This is a genomic window from Pseudomonas sp. Z1-14, from assembly GCF_051132005.1.
In the GTDB taxonomy this organism is placed as follows: Bacteria; Pseudomonadota; Gammaproteobacteria; order Pseudomonadales; family Pseudomonadaceae; genus Aquipseudomonas.
Genome location: NZ_CP071646.1, coordinates 2,909,754 through 2,924,115, shown reverse-complemented (window position 1 = coordinate 2,924,115; position 14,362 = coordinate 2,909,754). Strand labels below are relative to the sequence as shown.

13 protein-coding genes are annotated in these 14,362 nt (G+C 62.1%); 3 read left to right on the top strand and 10 right to left on the bottom strand.

Annotated elements, in window-relative coordinates:
* Positions 1–11: 11 nt before the first annotated feature.
* Entirely contained in the window at positions 12–377 is a 366-nt protein-coding gene (locus J3P89_RS13235) for a cupin domain-containing protein (protein WP_305494777.1), read from the bottom strand.
* 169 nt (positions 378–546) lie between these two features.
* Entirely contained in the window at positions 547–1,845 is a 1,299-nt protein-coding gene (locus tag J3P89_RS13230; protein ID WP_434697818.1) for an NAD(P)/FAD-dependent oxidoreductase, read from the bottom strand.
* A 312-nt stretch (positions 1,846–2,157) separates the two neighbouring features.
* Between J3P89_RS13230 and J3P89_RS13225 the strand changes: the two genes are divergently transcribed.
* Positions 2,158–3,327: a p-hydroxyphenylacetate 3-hydroxylase oxygenase component gene (locus J3P89_RS13225; RefSeq protein ID WP_434697817.1), complete on the top strand. Its 1,170-nt coding sequence runs from the start codon at positions 2,158–2,160 to the stop codon at positions 3,325–3,327.
* Positions 3,328–3,398: 71 nt separating this feature from the next.
* A complete protein-coding gene (locus J3P89_RS13220; RefSeq protein ID WP_434697816.1) occupies positions 3,399–4,340 on the top strand; it encodes a p-hydroxyphenylacetate 3-hydroxylase reductase component in 942 nt (313 codons plus the stop codon).
* Between the two features lie 40 nt (positions 4,341–4,380).
* Here J3P89_RS13220 and J3P89_RS13215 read toward each other — a convergent pair whose 3' ends face one another.
* From J3P89_RS13215 to J3P89_RS13205, 3 genes are all read right to left on the bottom strand, one after another.
* Positions 4,381–4,785, bottom strand: a complete 405-nt coding sequence (locus J3P89_RS13215; protein WP_434697815.1) for a cupin domain-containing protein — start codon at positions 4,783–4,785, stop codon at positions 4,381–4,383.
* A gap of 280 nt (positions 4,786–5,065) precedes the next feature.
* Complete coding sequence (locus J3P89_RS13210; protein WP_305494768.1) at positions 5,066–5,359, bottom strand: putative quinol monooxygenase; 294 nt, start codon at positions 5,357–5,359, stop codon at positions 5,066–5,068.
* Positions 5,360–5,483: 124 nt separating this feature from the next.
* Positions 5,484–6,917, bottom strand: coding sequence for a PLP-dependent aminotransferase family protein (locus J3P89_RS13205; RefSeq protein WP_434697814.1), 1,434 nt, complete (start codon positions 6,915–6,917; stop codon positions 5,484–5,486).
* Between the two features lie 163 nt (positions 6,918–7,080).
* Here J3P89_RS13205 and J3P89_RS13200 point away from each other — a divergent pair, with 163 nt between their 5' ends.
* On the top strand, positions 7,081–7,521 hold the full coding sequence (locus J3P89_RS13200; RefSeq protein ID WP_434697813.1) for a carboxymuconolactone decarboxylase family protein: 441 nt from the start codon (positions 7,081–7,083) through the stop codon (positions 7,519–7,521).
* 342 nt (positions 7,522–7,863) lie between these two features.
* Here J3P89_RS13200 and J3P89_RS13195 read toward each other — a convergent pair whose 3' ends face one another.
* The 5 genes from J3P89_RS13195 to J3P89_RS13175 all read right to left on the bottom strand — a co-directional run bounded on the left by J3P89_RS13195 (position 7,864) and on the right by J3P89_RS13175 (position 14,315).
* Entirely contained in the window at positions 7,864–10,437 is a 2,574-nt protein-coding gene (locus tag J3P89_RS13195) for a bifunctional diguanylate cyclase/phosphodiesterase (RefSeq protein ID WP_434697812.1), read from the bottom strand.
* A 128-nt stretch (positions 10,438–10,565) separates the two neighbouring features.
* Positions 10,566–11,240 carry a DUF2238 domain-containing protein gene (locus J3P89_RS13190; RefSeq protein WP_434697811.1) on the bottom strand — a complete coding sequence of 225 codons (675 nt, stop codon included), beginning with the start codon at positions 11,238–11,240 and terminating at the stop codon, positions 10,566–10,568.
* A 2-nt stretch (positions 11,241–11,242) separates the two neighbouring features.
* On the bottom strand, positions 11,243–13,042 hold the full coding sequence (locus J3P89_RS13185; RefSeq protein WP_434697810.1) for a thiamine pyrophosphate-requiring protein: 1,800 nt from the start codon (positions 13,040–13,042) through the stop codon (positions 11,243–11,245).
* Between the two features lie 99 nt (positions 13,043–13,141).
* On the bottom strand, positions 13,142–13,660 hold the full coding sequence (locus J3P89_RS13180) for an HvfX family Cu-binding RiPP maturation protein (RefSeq protein WP_434623833.1): 519 nt from the start codon (positions 13,658–13,660) through the stop codon (positions 13,142–13,144).
* A 16-nt stretch (positions 13,661–13,676) separates the two neighbouring features.
* Entirely contained in the window at positions 13,677–14,315 is a 639-nt protein-coding gene (locus J3P89_RS13175) for a ferric reductase-like transmembrane domain-containing protein (RefSeq protein ID WP_434697809.1), read from the bottom strand.
* Between the last annotated feature and the right edge of the window lie 47 nt (positions 14,316–14,362).

Sequence of the window (14,362 nt, the reverse complement as noted above, 5' to 3'; positions counted from 1 at the left end):
GCCGGAATCGGTCAGGCTACCGCGAAGTAGTGTTTCACGAAACTTTCGCTGACCACTTCCCACAGGACGGGCGTGCCCTTGGTCACGAACCAGCTGTCGCCGGCCTTGTAGCGGGTGCTCTGGCCGGTGGCTTCGTCGGTGAGGACCACTTCGCCAGTGACCACGGTGGCCTGTTCGGCGAACGGATAGACCATGCGGAACTTGCCTTGTGTGGTGCCGAAGTAGGCGCTGCTGACCGGGTCGGTGGGCGCACCGAAGGTCATCTTGCCGAAGGCTTTGACTTCGCCTTCGAGAATCTGCGAACCGAGGTCGGCAACGGTGCCCCAGGCGTCCAGGTCGGACAGTTGGATGTTTTTTTCGAGGGTGGTAAGCGGCATGGGATATCTCCTGACGAGTAAAAAGTAACGAAGTGTGGCGAGGGGATTTATCCCCGTTGGGGCGCGCAGCGGCCCTGAAAACTGACATCCGCACTGTTTATATATGGCTGCTTCGCAGCCAAGCGGGGATAAATCCCCTCGCCACAGGGTTTGTGTTCAGCGGCTCATCTCAACGACGACCATTCCAATAACCCGACAACTGATGCCAGGACTTGCCGGCGGTCAGCAATAGCGGACGGATCGCGTCCTTGCCGATGATGGTCGGACGGTTGATCGAGCTGACCAGGTCGTAGCGCGCCGAGCCTTCGCTCATGCCTTCGGCCAGCACCTTGCAGATGATGTGGCTCGGCGTGACGCCGAAACCCGAGTAGCCCTGGACGAAAAACGCATTGCTGCGACCGGGCAGGGTGCCGACCTGGGGGAACAGGTTCGGACTGCACGCCATGGGGCCGCCCCAGGCCAGGTCGATCTTCACATCCTTCAGGTAAGGGAAAATCTTCAGCATCAGGCGCCGGTTCCACGCCTTCAGATCTTGCGGGATATGCTCGACCAACGGGGTTGCCGCGCCGAACAGCAGGCGGTTCTCGTTGGTGACGCGGTAGTAGTCGATCACCGGCCGGATGTCGCTGTAGGCGCCGCGAATCGGGCTGATGCGCTGGATCAGCTCATCCGACAGCGGCTCGGTCATCATCTGGAACGCGTAGGTGTTGATGGTCGAGCGATGCAGCTCCGGTTCAAGCTTGTTCAGGAAGCTGTCGCAGGCCCACAGCAGCTTGCTGGCCCTGACCGAGCCACGGCCGGTGCGCACGGTGATGCGTTCGCCATAACTGACCTCCAGCGCCGGGCTGTTCTCGAAGATCCGCACGCCGTGGCTGACGAGCGCCTTGGCTTCGCCCAACAGCAGGTTCAGCGAGTGCACATGCCCACCGCCCATGTGCAGCAATGCGCTGCCGTACGCGTTGGACCCAATGATCTGCTGGACGTCGGAGCCGCCGAGAAAGCGGATCTCGTGCTTGCTGTTGATCGACTTGAAATCTTTTTCCCAGGCCCGCAGGGTCTTTTCCTGGCGGGCGTTGAAACCCATGTAGCCATAGCCATGGCAGAAGTCCGCATCGATATCGTACTTGGCGATGCGGTCCTTGATGATGTCGGCGCCCAGGTCGCTGATTTCGAAGACCTGGCGCAGACCCTCTTCACCGACGTCCTTCCTGATCTTTTCCAGGTCATGACCAATGCCGGCCATGATCTGGCCCCCGTTGCGTCCGGTGCCGCCGAAGCCCAGGTAACGCGCCTCCAGCACCACGATGTTGATAATGCCTTTCTCCGCCAGCTCCAACGCGGTGTTGATGCCGGAGAAACCGCCACCGATGACCACAACGTCGGCTTCCACGTCCTGTTCCAGGGTCGCAAAACTGAGGTTGTACTTCTTGGTGGCCGTGTAATAGGTGGGCGTTTCGATATTGATCATGACGCAACCTGACAAAGTGAAGGAAAGCTCCGCTTGCAGGGCCTGAGCCAGGCGCTGCGAGGGATGGCTCTATTAAGGGGCCTGGCAGGGGCGGCTGTCTTGATCATCCGTGCCGGTTATTTGACCGAGCGCGCCATCGCGGTATCGCGCACCATGAAAAGTACAATCTTGGATCTGGAAGGTGCATTTTTCAGTGGCTCCGGTGAACCCATACTGGACCGGCCTTAATCATTGATCCCGCTGTTTGTGCAGCCGTCAGGCCGCCGGGCAAAGGCGGGATCGGCAGACGCCAGATAATAAAAGAGCCCGTCCATGAAAAAGCCAAACCCGCTGCTCGAAGACCTCAAGCCAATCCTGCCGGCCATCGCCGCCAACGCCTTCCAGGCCGAGAAGGACCGTACCGTTCCCGCCGAGAACATTTCCCTGCTCAAGAGCATAGGCATGCACCGGGCCTTCCAGCCGAAAAAATACGGTGGCATGGAGATTTCCTTGCCGCAGTTCGCCGCTTGCATCGCCCTGCTGGCCGGCGCTTGCGCAAGCACCGCCTGGGCCATGAGCCTGTTGTGCACCCACAGTCATCAGTTGGCATTGTTTCCGGCCCAGACCCAGGAGGAGGTCTGGGGTGACGACCCCGACGCCACCGCCAGCAGCAGCATCGCGCCTTTCGGCCGCACCGAGGAAGTCGACGGCGGCGTGACGTTCAGCGGCGAAATGGGCTGGAGCAGCGGTTGCGACCACGCCGAATGGGCCATTGTCGGTTTCCGCCGAAAGAATGCCGAAGGCACCCAGGATTATTGCTTTGCGGTGTTGCCTCGTCGCGATTATGAGATCCGCGATGACTGGTACGCGGTCGGCATGCGCGGCAGCGGCAGCAAGACCCTTATCATCAATAACGCGTTTGTGCCGGAACACCGGATCCAGAAAGCCAAGGACATGATGGAAGGCAAGTCCGGCGGCTTTGGCCTGTACCCCGACAGCAAGATTTTCTATGCGCCGTATCGTCCGTATTTCGCCAGCGGCTTTTCCACCGTCAGCCTGGGCGTCGCCGAGCGCATGCTGGAGGTCTTTCGTGAGAAGACCCGGACCCGCGTGCGGGCCTACACCGGTGCCGCGGTCGGCGCCGCCACGCCAGCGCTGATGCGCCTGGCCGAGTCCACCCACCAGGTGGCCGCGGCTCGGGCTTTCCTCGAAAAAACCTGGGAAGACCACGCCGAGCACAGCGAGCGGCATCAATACCCGAGCCGCGAGACCCTGGCGTTCTGGCGGACCAACCAGGGTTATGCGACCAGGATGTGCATCCAGGCGGTGGATCGCCTGATGGAAGCCGCGGGCGGCGGCGCGTGGTTCGAAACCAATGAACTGCAACGGCTATTTCGCGACGCACACCTCACCGGCGCCCATGCCTACACCGACTATGACGTCTGTGCGCAGATCCTGGGCCGGGAATTGATGGGCCTGGAGCCCGATCCCAGCATGGTTTGATCGTCTGCCCGGCAACCCCGGTTCCAATAACAACAATCGAGGCCGTCGACTGAGGCGGCCGGGAGTCTTGCATGTCCGATATCTGTGAAACTGCTTTCGACACCCGCGCGTTCCGCCGGGCCCTGGGCAACTTTGCCACCGGCGTGACCGTGGTCACCGCCGCGACCGAGGATGGGCGCAAAGTCGGCGTGACAGCCAACAGCTTCAATTCGGTATCCCTCGACCCGCCGCTGATTCTCTGGAGCATCGACAAGCGTTCCAGCAGCCACGGTGTATTCGAAGCCGCGAGCCATTTCGCCGTCAACGTGCTGGCCGCCGACCAGATCGACCTGTCGAACAACTTCGCCCGGCCCAAGGATGACCGCTTCGCCGAAATCCAGTTCGAGACCGGCGAAGGGGGCGCGCCGGTGTTCGTCGACTGCTCGGCGCGTTTTCATTGCGAGAAGTTCCAGCAGGTCGATGGCGGTGATCATTGGATCATGATCGGCAAAGTCGTCGCGTTCGATGATTTCGGGCGCTCGCCGTTGCTCTACCATCAGGGCGCCTATTCGATGGTCCTGCCGCATACGCGCATGACCCAGCGCGGCGAAGGCCAGCCGCCGAGCAGTCATTTCCAGGGTCGCTTGAGCCATAACCTGTATTACCTGATGACCCAGGCTCTACGGGCCTACCAGGCCAGTTACCAGCCGCGCCAGTTGTCCACCGGACTGCGCACCAGCGAGGCGCGGATGTTGATGGTGCTGGAGAACGACGCCGGCCTGAACATGGCCGATCTGCAACGCGAAGTCGCGATGCCGGTGCGTGAGATCGAAGAGGCGGTGGCCAATTTGCGACGCAAGGGGCTGGTCACCGATGATGGCGATCGGGTGCGCCTTACCGCCAAGGGCATCGATGAAACCGAAGGCCTCTGGGCGATTGCCAAGGAGCAGCAGGACAAGGTATTCGGCCAGTTCAGCGATGAGCAACTCGAGAGTTTCAAGACGGTGCTCAAGGGCATCATCCAGGGCGCCTGAGATGCACCGGGCCAAAAGCCCGGCACAGTCGCGGCGGTGGTCAGTCTTTCAACGGGATCAGCACCGCTTCGTCCTTGCCCATCACCATGAACACCAGCAGCTTTGCCGGTTGGGTGGCGCTGGCGTTCTTCGACACCAGGTGCTCGGAGCCGGCGGCTTCGTACCAGAACTCACCGGCCTTGTAGGTGATCGCCGGTTCGCCCTTGACCTGGGAGGTAATGGCGCCCTCAAGCACATAGGCCATGGCCGTGCCGTCATGCTTGTGGGCGATGGAAGACTGGCCCGGCGCATAGTCGACGGTCAGCATCATGGCTTTTTTGTCGGGCAGGTTTTTCAGCTGTTTCTCTTGCAGCACCTGGATTTTTTCCGAAGGCGCGGTTTCATGAGCGTAGAGCGGGGCGACGGGAAGCAGGCCAAGGGCAGCGATCAAGTAGAGGGTTTTCATCGAGGCGGGTCCTTTGTGGTGGGAGTGGGTTCGCGCTGTGGCGATGGCTCCACCCTAAGCCCCGAGGCGTTGTGGAAAAACGTCCAATCTTTCGGAAGACAGGTAGACCAATGAGTGCCTCACGTTGAAGGGTCCCCCGTGGCGAGGGAGCTTGCTCCCGCTGGACTGCGAAGCAGGCCCAGGTTTTTGGCACAACGCGAAAAGCTGGGGGCCGCTGCGCGACCCAGCGGGAGCAAGCTCCCTCGCCACGAAAGCTTTCAGTGCCATAGGGAGAGGGGATTCACACCAGCGGAAAACTGTTGAAGTCGACGCTGCGAGCCAGGCGGCTTTCGATCAGGCTGATGAAACCCTGGACTTCGGGGCAATTGAAATGGGCCTGCATGGCCGCCTCCGATTGCCAGCGGGCGCTGACGTTCCAGCGGTCGTTGTGCTCCGGGCAACGATCGACCATGTAAGCATCGCAGCCTGGCAAGGCGCGCAGGGTTTCGACGATTTGCTGCAACTGCCGGCCGAGTTCTTCCGAGCGTCCGGCGGCGGCTTGCACCTGTACGGTGTTGATCACTTGGCGAGACATTGTCCTGGCTCCTGAATCAAGTCGAACGGGAGTGCTTCCGATACGTGATGACACCCAAGCAGAATAGGCCTGCCGGCACCCGGCTAAAACAGCCAATGGGCGGATAAATCCCCAGTCCAATCGATCAGGCGACCTGCTGGAGAATGTCGCGCAAACGGTCGAGGGCGACGTCGATGTCGAGCAGTTCGATGGCGCCAAAGCCTAGCATCAGGCCAGAGCGTACCGGTGCGGCATGAAAAAAACCGTCGAGGCTGTAGAGCCCGACCTCGGCTTTTTTCGCCAGTTCGATCACCAGAGGCAGGTCGATTGGAACCTTGCACAACACCGCCATATGGAAACCCGCGGTGGTCGGCACGGCCTCGAACCAAGGCGCCAGATCGGCGCCCATGCGGGCCAGGATTCGCTCGCGCCGGCCTGCGTACAGGGCGTGGCAACGGCGGATGTGCTTGAGCAGGCAACCCTCGGCGATGAATTTGGCCAGCGCCCATTGGGGCAGCGTGGAGGTGTGCTGGTCGGTGAGGCGCTTGGCGAGGATCACCGCTTCGAGGATCGCCGGTGGCAGGATTGCATAACCGAGCCGCAGCTCCGGCAACAAGGTCTTGGAGAACGTCCCGACGTAGGCGACGATCCCGCGCTCATCCATGCTTTGCAGCGAGTCGGTGGGCCGGCCTTCATAGCGAAATTCACTGTCGTAGTCGTCTTCGATGATGATCGCCCCCAGTTCATAGGCCCGCGATAGCAAGGCCTCGCGCCGGGGCTGGCTCATGGGCATGCCCAAGGGGAACTGGTGGGAGGGTGTCACGTAGATCAGCCGTGTGCCGTCGGGAATCAAGTCCACGCGCATGCCTTGCTCATCCACCGGCACCCCGGCCACCGTCGCGCCATGGGAACCAAACAGCAGGCGTGCCGGCGGATACCCGGGATCTTCCATGGCCACCAGGCTGCCGGGGCGGGTCAGCACCCGTGAAATCAGATCCAGTGCCTGCTGCGCGCCGTTGCACACCACCACGTCCTCGTCCTGGCAGTTGACCCCACGAGAGAACGCGATATGCCGGGCGATGGCATTGCGCAGCGCCGCCAACCCTTCGGGCTGGCTGTAGAAACCCTTGGCGTTGGCGATCTGACGCAGGGCATGGGCCGTACACCGGCGCCAGTCATCCAGGGGAAACTGGCCCTTGCCGGTAGCGCCGCCGATGAAGTCATAGCGCAACGCACTTTCGGCAAGCGGGTGACGCAGCAGGTCCGGCATGTTGCGCCAGGTCTCGACGACGTCCGCCCCGGCGAGCTCGCGGTGGCTTTGCTTGCGCAAGATGTTGGCCGGTCGGGCATTGACATAGGTGCCCTTGCCAATGACCCCGGTGAGGAAGTTTTCGTAGGTCAGATGGGCGTAGGTGTCGGAGACCGTCTTGCGCGAGATGCCCAGTTGCTCGGCCAGCAGACGGCTGGGCGGCAGCTGCGTGCCGGCCGCCAGGCGACCACTTTCGATGGCGCTGCGAAGTTGTCGGTACAACTGGCCCGTCAGGTCCTTGCGGCCGTTGATGACGACATGAAGTTCCATACCCGCGGGCTCCTGGGTGATCGTTTGCGGCAAGGGGAGAACGCGAGATTACTCGCAATGCGCTGTGGCGGAGAAGTTGCGTGGACGTTTTTCGGCGGATTGGACCTGTCACGCGCGGCCTCGACGACCTACCGTGGATTCATCGATCACTACGGAGCCCGCCATGAGCCCGCGTCTGGATTACTACAGTGCGTCCCCCGCGGCGATGAGGGCCATGATTGGCCTGGAGGCGCTGACCAGCCGGCTGAGTATAGAACCGGGGTTATTGCATCTGATCAGGATCCGCGCCTCGCAGCTCAACGGCTGCGCGTTCTGTACCGACATGCACTCGGTGGATGCCCGTCGCCAGGGCGAGACCGAGCGGCGCCTCTACGCGGTGGCGGTGTGGCGCGACAGCGGGTTTTTCAACCCGCGCGAACGAGCTGCCCTGGCCTGGACCGAAGCCGTCACGCTGCTGGCCGAAAGCCAAGTGCCAGACGACGTCTACGCCCTGGCCCGCGCCAGTTTCAGCGAAGAAGAACTGGTCGACCTGACCCTCGCGATCAGCACCATCAACAGCTGGAACCGCCTCGCGGTGAGCTTTCGCCAGAGCCCCGGGGGTTAAGCGGCTATTCATGCGGCGGCCGTCAGACCGCCTTCGCGAGCAGGCTCGCTCCCACAGGGGCTTTGTTGAGTATGTAGATGCAATAAACACCGGAGACCAAGGTGGGAGCGAGCCTGCTCGCGAAAGCGGTGGGTCAGTTTGCATCAGCAGTGAATGTGCCGCCGCCATCGCGAGCAAGCTCGCTCCCACAGGGGGCGCAGTGTTGCGAATGTAGATGCAATAAACACTGGAGACCAAGGTGGGAGCGAGCTTGCTCGCGAAAGCGCTGGGTCAGTTTGCATGAGCATTGAATGTGCCGCCGTCTTCGCGAGCAGGCTCGCTCCCACAGAGGCATTACAAATGTTATAGCCAGCGAGGCGTGGTAAAGAATGAGGCCATTTCCGAGCGGGCCAGGGCTGCGCCGAAATACGGGCCTTGCACATGATCGCAAGCCACGCTGCGCAATTGGCTGAACTGCACGGCGTTCTCGATACCTTCGGCCGTCACCATCAACCCGACGCTGCGACTCAACCGAATCATTGCCAGCACGCCTTCCTGGTCATGTTCCAGGCCCAGTTGCGCCAGGATATTACGATCGAAGCGGATGCCGTCGAATGGCTGGTCAAGCACTTCCCGGAGGGACGCTATGTTGGTGCCGAACTTGTCGATATTGATCCGCACGCCCAGCGCCTTTAAAGCATGAAGGGTTCTGGCGAGCGTTTTATGGTCAGTCAGCAGGACGCCTTCGGCCACTTCCAGGGTCAGCCGTTGGGCGGGCAGGCCGCTTGTTTCCAGAGCCTTGTGCACCTGATTGAACAGGAAACTGCTGCTGAACCAGCGAGGCGAAACAGCGATGGAGACATTGAGCGGGGTGGGCCAACTCATCGCCTCGTCACAGGCGTTGATCAGCATCCAGCTGCCCAGGTCCTCCAGTTGGCCGGATGCTTCGGCGACCGGGATGAAGTCGATCCCGCCCAGCTCACCGCGCTCAGGATGGTGCCAGAAGGCCTGTGCTTCAAAACCATACAGCTGCTCGGCGCCCACATCGAAACGGGGCAGGTAACGCAATTCGAGCTGGCCCTGCTGCATCGCATCGCGCAACTGCTGCTCATAGCGTCGACGGTCGCGGGCCACATTGCCCATGGCCTCTTCGTATACGCGCCAGGTATTGCGTCCCGCGGCCTTGGCCGCGTACAGGGCGATGTCGGCCTGGCGCAACAGCTCCTCGGCACGCTGCTCACCGGGCTGCGACCAGGCAACCCCGATACTCACGCCCAGGTACAGCGTATTGCCGTCCAGGTGCATGGGCCGTTGCATGCATTCGATCAGGCGCGAGCACAATTGGTCGAGATCACCAGCGCCGCCCGGGTTCGGCAGGATGATGACGAATTCATCGCCACCCAGGCGCGCCACCAGGTCGCTGCCGCGCACGTTCTGTTGCAGGATATGGGCAACTTCCTTCAGCACCTTGTCGCCGACGGCATGGCCCAGGGAGTCGTTGACCGGTTTGAACCGGTCCATGTCCAGGTTCAGTATCGCCAGTGGCGTATCTCGCGTCTGGTCGAGGTGTTGGCTGAGGCAATCGAACAGGCGGTTGCGGTTGGCCAGCCCGGTCAGCGGGTCGTGCAGCGACAGGTGCTTGATCTGCGCCAGCGCCCGCAACTCTTCGGTAATGTCGGTGGCGGTGCCACGAAAACCCAGGGCGCCGGCTTCAATGGCCCGTACCGAGAGTTTGCAGGTGCGTATACGCTGGTTGCGCGCGGTGTATTCGCAAAGGAGCGGCGCAGAGGAGGCGCTGTTGGCACCGGCGAGCAGCCAATGGGAAATCGAGACCGATCCGCTGTGTGGATGCAACAGTCGGTGCAACGGCTTGCCCAGCCACTCGCTGGGGTTGAAGCCCGTGACCTGTTCGAAGCGTTCCGACAGATAGGTCAATGTTCCGTTCGAGTCGACCTCCCACAGCCAGTCGGACGAGACCTCGGCGATGTCCCGGAAGCGCTCTTCGCTGCGCTCCAACGCCTTGCGGTGGGCGAGGAGGCTGGCGTATTGCTGCTCCTGGGCGCGGAGCATGATCAGCGCATGACGCAACACCGCCAGGGCCATGACGGCAAGAAACAGCAATGCGAGCGCGAGCAAGGGCAGCAGCACTTTGCGCAGGTCCTTGCCGGGGGTCGCCGGGCGCCAGGCCAAAGCTTCGCGGGTCAGGTCGTTGAGCAAGACCTGGGCGGTGTCCTTGGGTCCTGGCGTGCGGGCAATATGCGCGTCGGGCAGGGCGAAGTCCCGTGACAGGCTTTGCAGCGCGCCACGGTCCAGGACTTTGACAAATAACAGCAGGCTGGGCGGCCCTGAAATTTCGGCCACGCTGTTGTCGGTGCCGGTGGTAATCGCCGAGACGGCGACGAAGGCGGGCGCGTCCTTGTGATGCAACAGCTCGACGATCACTTCATCGCGGTTTTCCGCCGCCCTGGCCTTGCTGGCGAGTGCGCGCAGGTCACCTGTCAACCACGTGTCGGCCGCCACCTGGCTCATCTCGCCATCGATGACCGAATAAACCGTCTTGCCGGCTGGAGAAATGACGAACACGGCCTGGTAGCCATAGAGTGAAAACACGCTGCTGCCGACATTTTCCTGGTCGTAGGCCCAGTCTTTGTCGACCTTTACGTGCAGATGGCGATAAGCGTCGCTCCATTTGGAGTAGTCGCTCAGATCACGACCGATGCCCGTGCGCATGCCTTCGATGGCCCGCTGGGCAAAAAACACGCTTTGTTCTCGGGCCTGCTCGTCCTGGGTCTGGGTAACGTTGAGCAGCACCGCGATGGCCAAAGCGGACATGATGAACAGCAACAGCATGATGGCCGGGAAAGTGCGGCGGGTGAAACTTCGGGTTGGCCGCTCGCCGGAAATCACGGAGGAGCCATTGCCAGCATCTTCAATCATAAAAACAAGCCATCAGCTGAACGCGAGAATACCCCGCACTGGCTTTGTATCGGCTGACTGCCTGATTAACTTAATAAAAGTGAAAAAATGCTGACCAGTTGCACCATTTTTCCGAGGACCGGTCCCGTTCACGTGCTGGCTTTCTTGCGCAGTGCCCATTCCAGGGCAAAGTCCCGTTGCTGGAAATAATTGACCGCGGCGGCGGCCACCAGCGTCAAGCACGCGGCCAAGCCCGCCAGCGCCATGTCCTTTTGCGAGTCCCACGGGTCCTGTTGCGCGCCGACGAAGGCCTTGGCGGTGTCGCCGCCCATATAGGCGCCGCCGATCCATTCGATCAGCTCATAGATGGCCGATGACGACAGGATCAGGTTCCACGCCAGAAAATAACCCGCGAAACCCCGGGCCGGAATCACCCGCAGCAGCGCCTCGCGTACCGGATAGGCCAGCAGCAGGCCATAGCTGAAATGCACCAGGCGATCGAACTGGTTGCGCTGGAAACCCAGGAGCTGGTCCAGCGGCTGGCCACCGGTCAGGGCTTGCCACCACTGGTTGTAGGGGACTTTTGCGTAGGTGTAGTGGGCGCCGACCTCATGGATGCAGAGGAATACGAACACCAGCGTCGCCGACAGACGCGAGAAGCTGAACCGCCGATGGGCCGCCACCAGGACGATCAGCAGCGCAAACACCAGCAGATTCTCCGCCAGCCAGTCGCTGCGCTTGACCGGCGCGATGGCCAGCCCCGTCCATAGGGCGATAAAACTTCCCAGCAGGATCAGCTCGTAACGGCTTGCTCGGATCGGCATGCTTACTCTTTATCCTTGCGCTGGCCGGGCAGCAGTGCGCCCAGCACCTGTTTAGCGGTCTCGACCATGATGCCCCGTTCGTTCGGGTCGCCCTGGAGCAGGGTCGAGGCAAATTTTTTCGCCTGTTCCAGCTTGATATGTGGCGGCAGCGGCGGCACGTCGGGGTCGGTGCGGAATTCGATCAGCACCGGGCGTTCGGCGGCAAGTGCCTGTTCCCAGGCGCTGGCCACGTCGCTTTCCTGATCGACGAGGATGCCCTTGAGGCCAATGGATTCGGCGAACAGGTGGTAGGGCACGTCGGGAATGTTCTGCGAGGCCTCGAATTTCGGATCGCCCTCCATGACCCGCTGTTCCCAGGTCACCTGGTTCAGATCCTGATTATTGAACACCGCGCAGATCCAGGTGCTGTCCGTCCAGCTGCGCCAATACTTGGCGACGGTAATCAGCTCGGCCATGTTGTTCATCTGCATGGCACCGTCGCCCACCAGGGCGATGACCGGCCGATCCGGATGGCACAACTTGGCCGCAATGGCGTAGGGCACGGCGGCGCCCATGGAGGCGAGGCCACCAGACAGCGAACACAGCATGCCCCGACGGATCTGCAGGTCCCGGGCATACCAGTTGGCGCAGGAGCCGGAATCACAGGTGATGATGGCGCGGTCCGGCAACCGTGGCGACAGTTCGAACGTGACCCGTTGCGGATTGATCGGCTTGGCCGAGACCAGCGCGCGTTTTTCCAGGGTCTTGTCCCAGTCCGCACGCCAGTGTTCGATTTTCTTGCGCCAGGCGCGGTCGGTCTTTTCTTCGATCAGCGGCAACAAGGCTCGCAGGGTGTCGGCGCTGTCACCCTGCAGGTTGACTTCCATGGGGTAGCGCAGGCTGAGCATGTCGGGCTGCAGGTCGATCTGCACGCCACGCGCATGGCCCTCCCGGGGCAGAAACTCGGCATAGGGGAAGCCGGACCCGATCATCAGCAGCGTGTCGCAACCGGCCATGAGGTTGTCACTGGGTTCGGTGCCCAACAGGCCGATGGCGCCGGTGACCCACGGCAACTCGTCGGGCACCGCGGCTTTGCCGAGCAAGGCCTTGGCGACGCCGGCACCGAGCTTGTCAGCGATGGCAATCACTTCATCCGTGGCGTGCAGCGCCCCGGCGCCCACCAGGATGGCGACCTTCTTGCCAGCGTTGAGGACTTCGGCGGCCCGCTGCAGGTCTTCCTCGTAAGGCACGACCTTGGGTTTGCGATAACCGACGCCAGAATGCAACGTGCCGTGCTTATGGGGCGGCGCCGTGTAATCCAGGTCTTGCAAGTCGTTGGGCAGGATCAGCGCGGTGACCCGGCGCTCGCCCACCGCCGTGCGCACGGCGCGGTCGAGCAGATGGCGCACCTGCGCCGGTGCGCTGGCCTGCTGGACGAACGCGCCGGCTACATCCTTGAACAGGCTGACCAGGTCGAGTTCCTGCTGGTAATGGCCGCCAAGCGCATTTCGCGCTTGTTGGCCGCAGATGGCCAGGACCGGCATATGGTCCATTCGCGCGTCATACAGGCCGGTGATCAGGTGCGACGCCCCTGGCCCCGAAGTGGCGATACAGACCCCCAGCTCGCCGGTGAACTTGGCATGGGCGCAGGCCATGAATGCGGCCATTTCCTCGTGACGCGCCTGAATGAACTGGATCTTGCCCTTGGCCCGGTTCAAGGCGCCAAACACGCCGTTGATGCCATCGCCCGGGTAGCCGTAGATACGGCGAACCCCCCACTCGTAAAGGCGCTCAACCAGAAAATCGCCGACGGTCATGCTCATGTCTGTTCCTCGTCCTGATGGGCTGTCGTGTCGGGCTGCGACCCTAGGCAGCGGTACGCAGCGCCGTGGCTCATACAGGACTGGACCGACGCAAGCCGCTCAAGGTTTCGATTTTTTTACCGATTGCAGCGTCTTCAGCAAGGCATCCACACTCATTTTCCCGGCGCCCTGCAACAGCAACGGCAGCAGCGCCACCAGGTAAATCAATGGCAGCTTGAAGTTGCCAAAGCCTTTGTTGGTGATGGCGTATCCCTGGGCCAGTTCGCTCAGGCTCGACCAATCCGCCGGCCAGTGCACGGCCGCCGTCGCGACCACCGTGACGATCATCAGCACCAGCGCCGAAACACGTGTGCCCAGGCCCACCAGCAGGGCGATGGCGCAGATCAGCTCCGCCCACATCGACAGTTCCCAGTTCCAACTGGCCGGCACATGGTTGAAAGGGAACGGGAAGGCCGCCTGGATTTCGGCGAACCAGTTCTGGCCGTGCCATTTTTCCAGGCCCGACTCGAAGAACTCCCAGGCCAGGAACAGGCGCAGCCCCAGCGGTGCGAGCCATGAGCCGGCGTGGTCGAGGTTGAGGTGCAGGCCGTTCAAGGCTTTCGAAAAAGACGCGTACATGTTTGATCTCCCTTACTCAGGCTGCACGTTGCAGGGCGTGGCGCTTGTTGGCCTGGGCCAGCTTGCCCACCAGGCGGACCGCCGTGGCGGCGCAGATCAGGCCGAAGGGCAGCACGTACCAGGCGCTCATCGGAATGCGCTTGAAGTTGGAGTAGGCAAAGATCGCCGCCAACACCCACATACCGGTAGTGTGCAGGCGTTTCCAGGCGGTGGCGCCGATCAGCCGCGTGGTGCTTTTGAACGAGGTCAGGGCCAGCAGCAGGATGAACACATAACCCACACTGCCGGGCAGATTGCCGACGGTCGTGCGGCCGGGCCAGAACTCCGTGTTGAGCTGGCCGTACCAATAGATCAACACCGCGTGCACCAGGTGCGAAAAGGCAAAGGCCAAGCCGATGAAGCGCCGTTCGCGCACCAGGGATTTGCTCCAGGGCGAGGGCACCAGCACGGCAAACGCCGAAGCGGTGAAGGCCAGCAGGAACAGGGCAAAGGATGACCGGGCGGTGGCGCGAATGGCGCTGCGAACGCCTTCGGTGAGGTCCGGCTCGAGTGCCAGGATCAGCGCGGTCATCAACAGCACCAGGGCGGCGATCAGGCTGAACAGCGACCAGCCCTGGAAACGGAAAGCAGGTGGCGTTGCGGTGGTGGCAGGCATGGGTAGGCTCCTTGGATTCATGGCCCGGCCGTCAGGGTAGCCGGGGA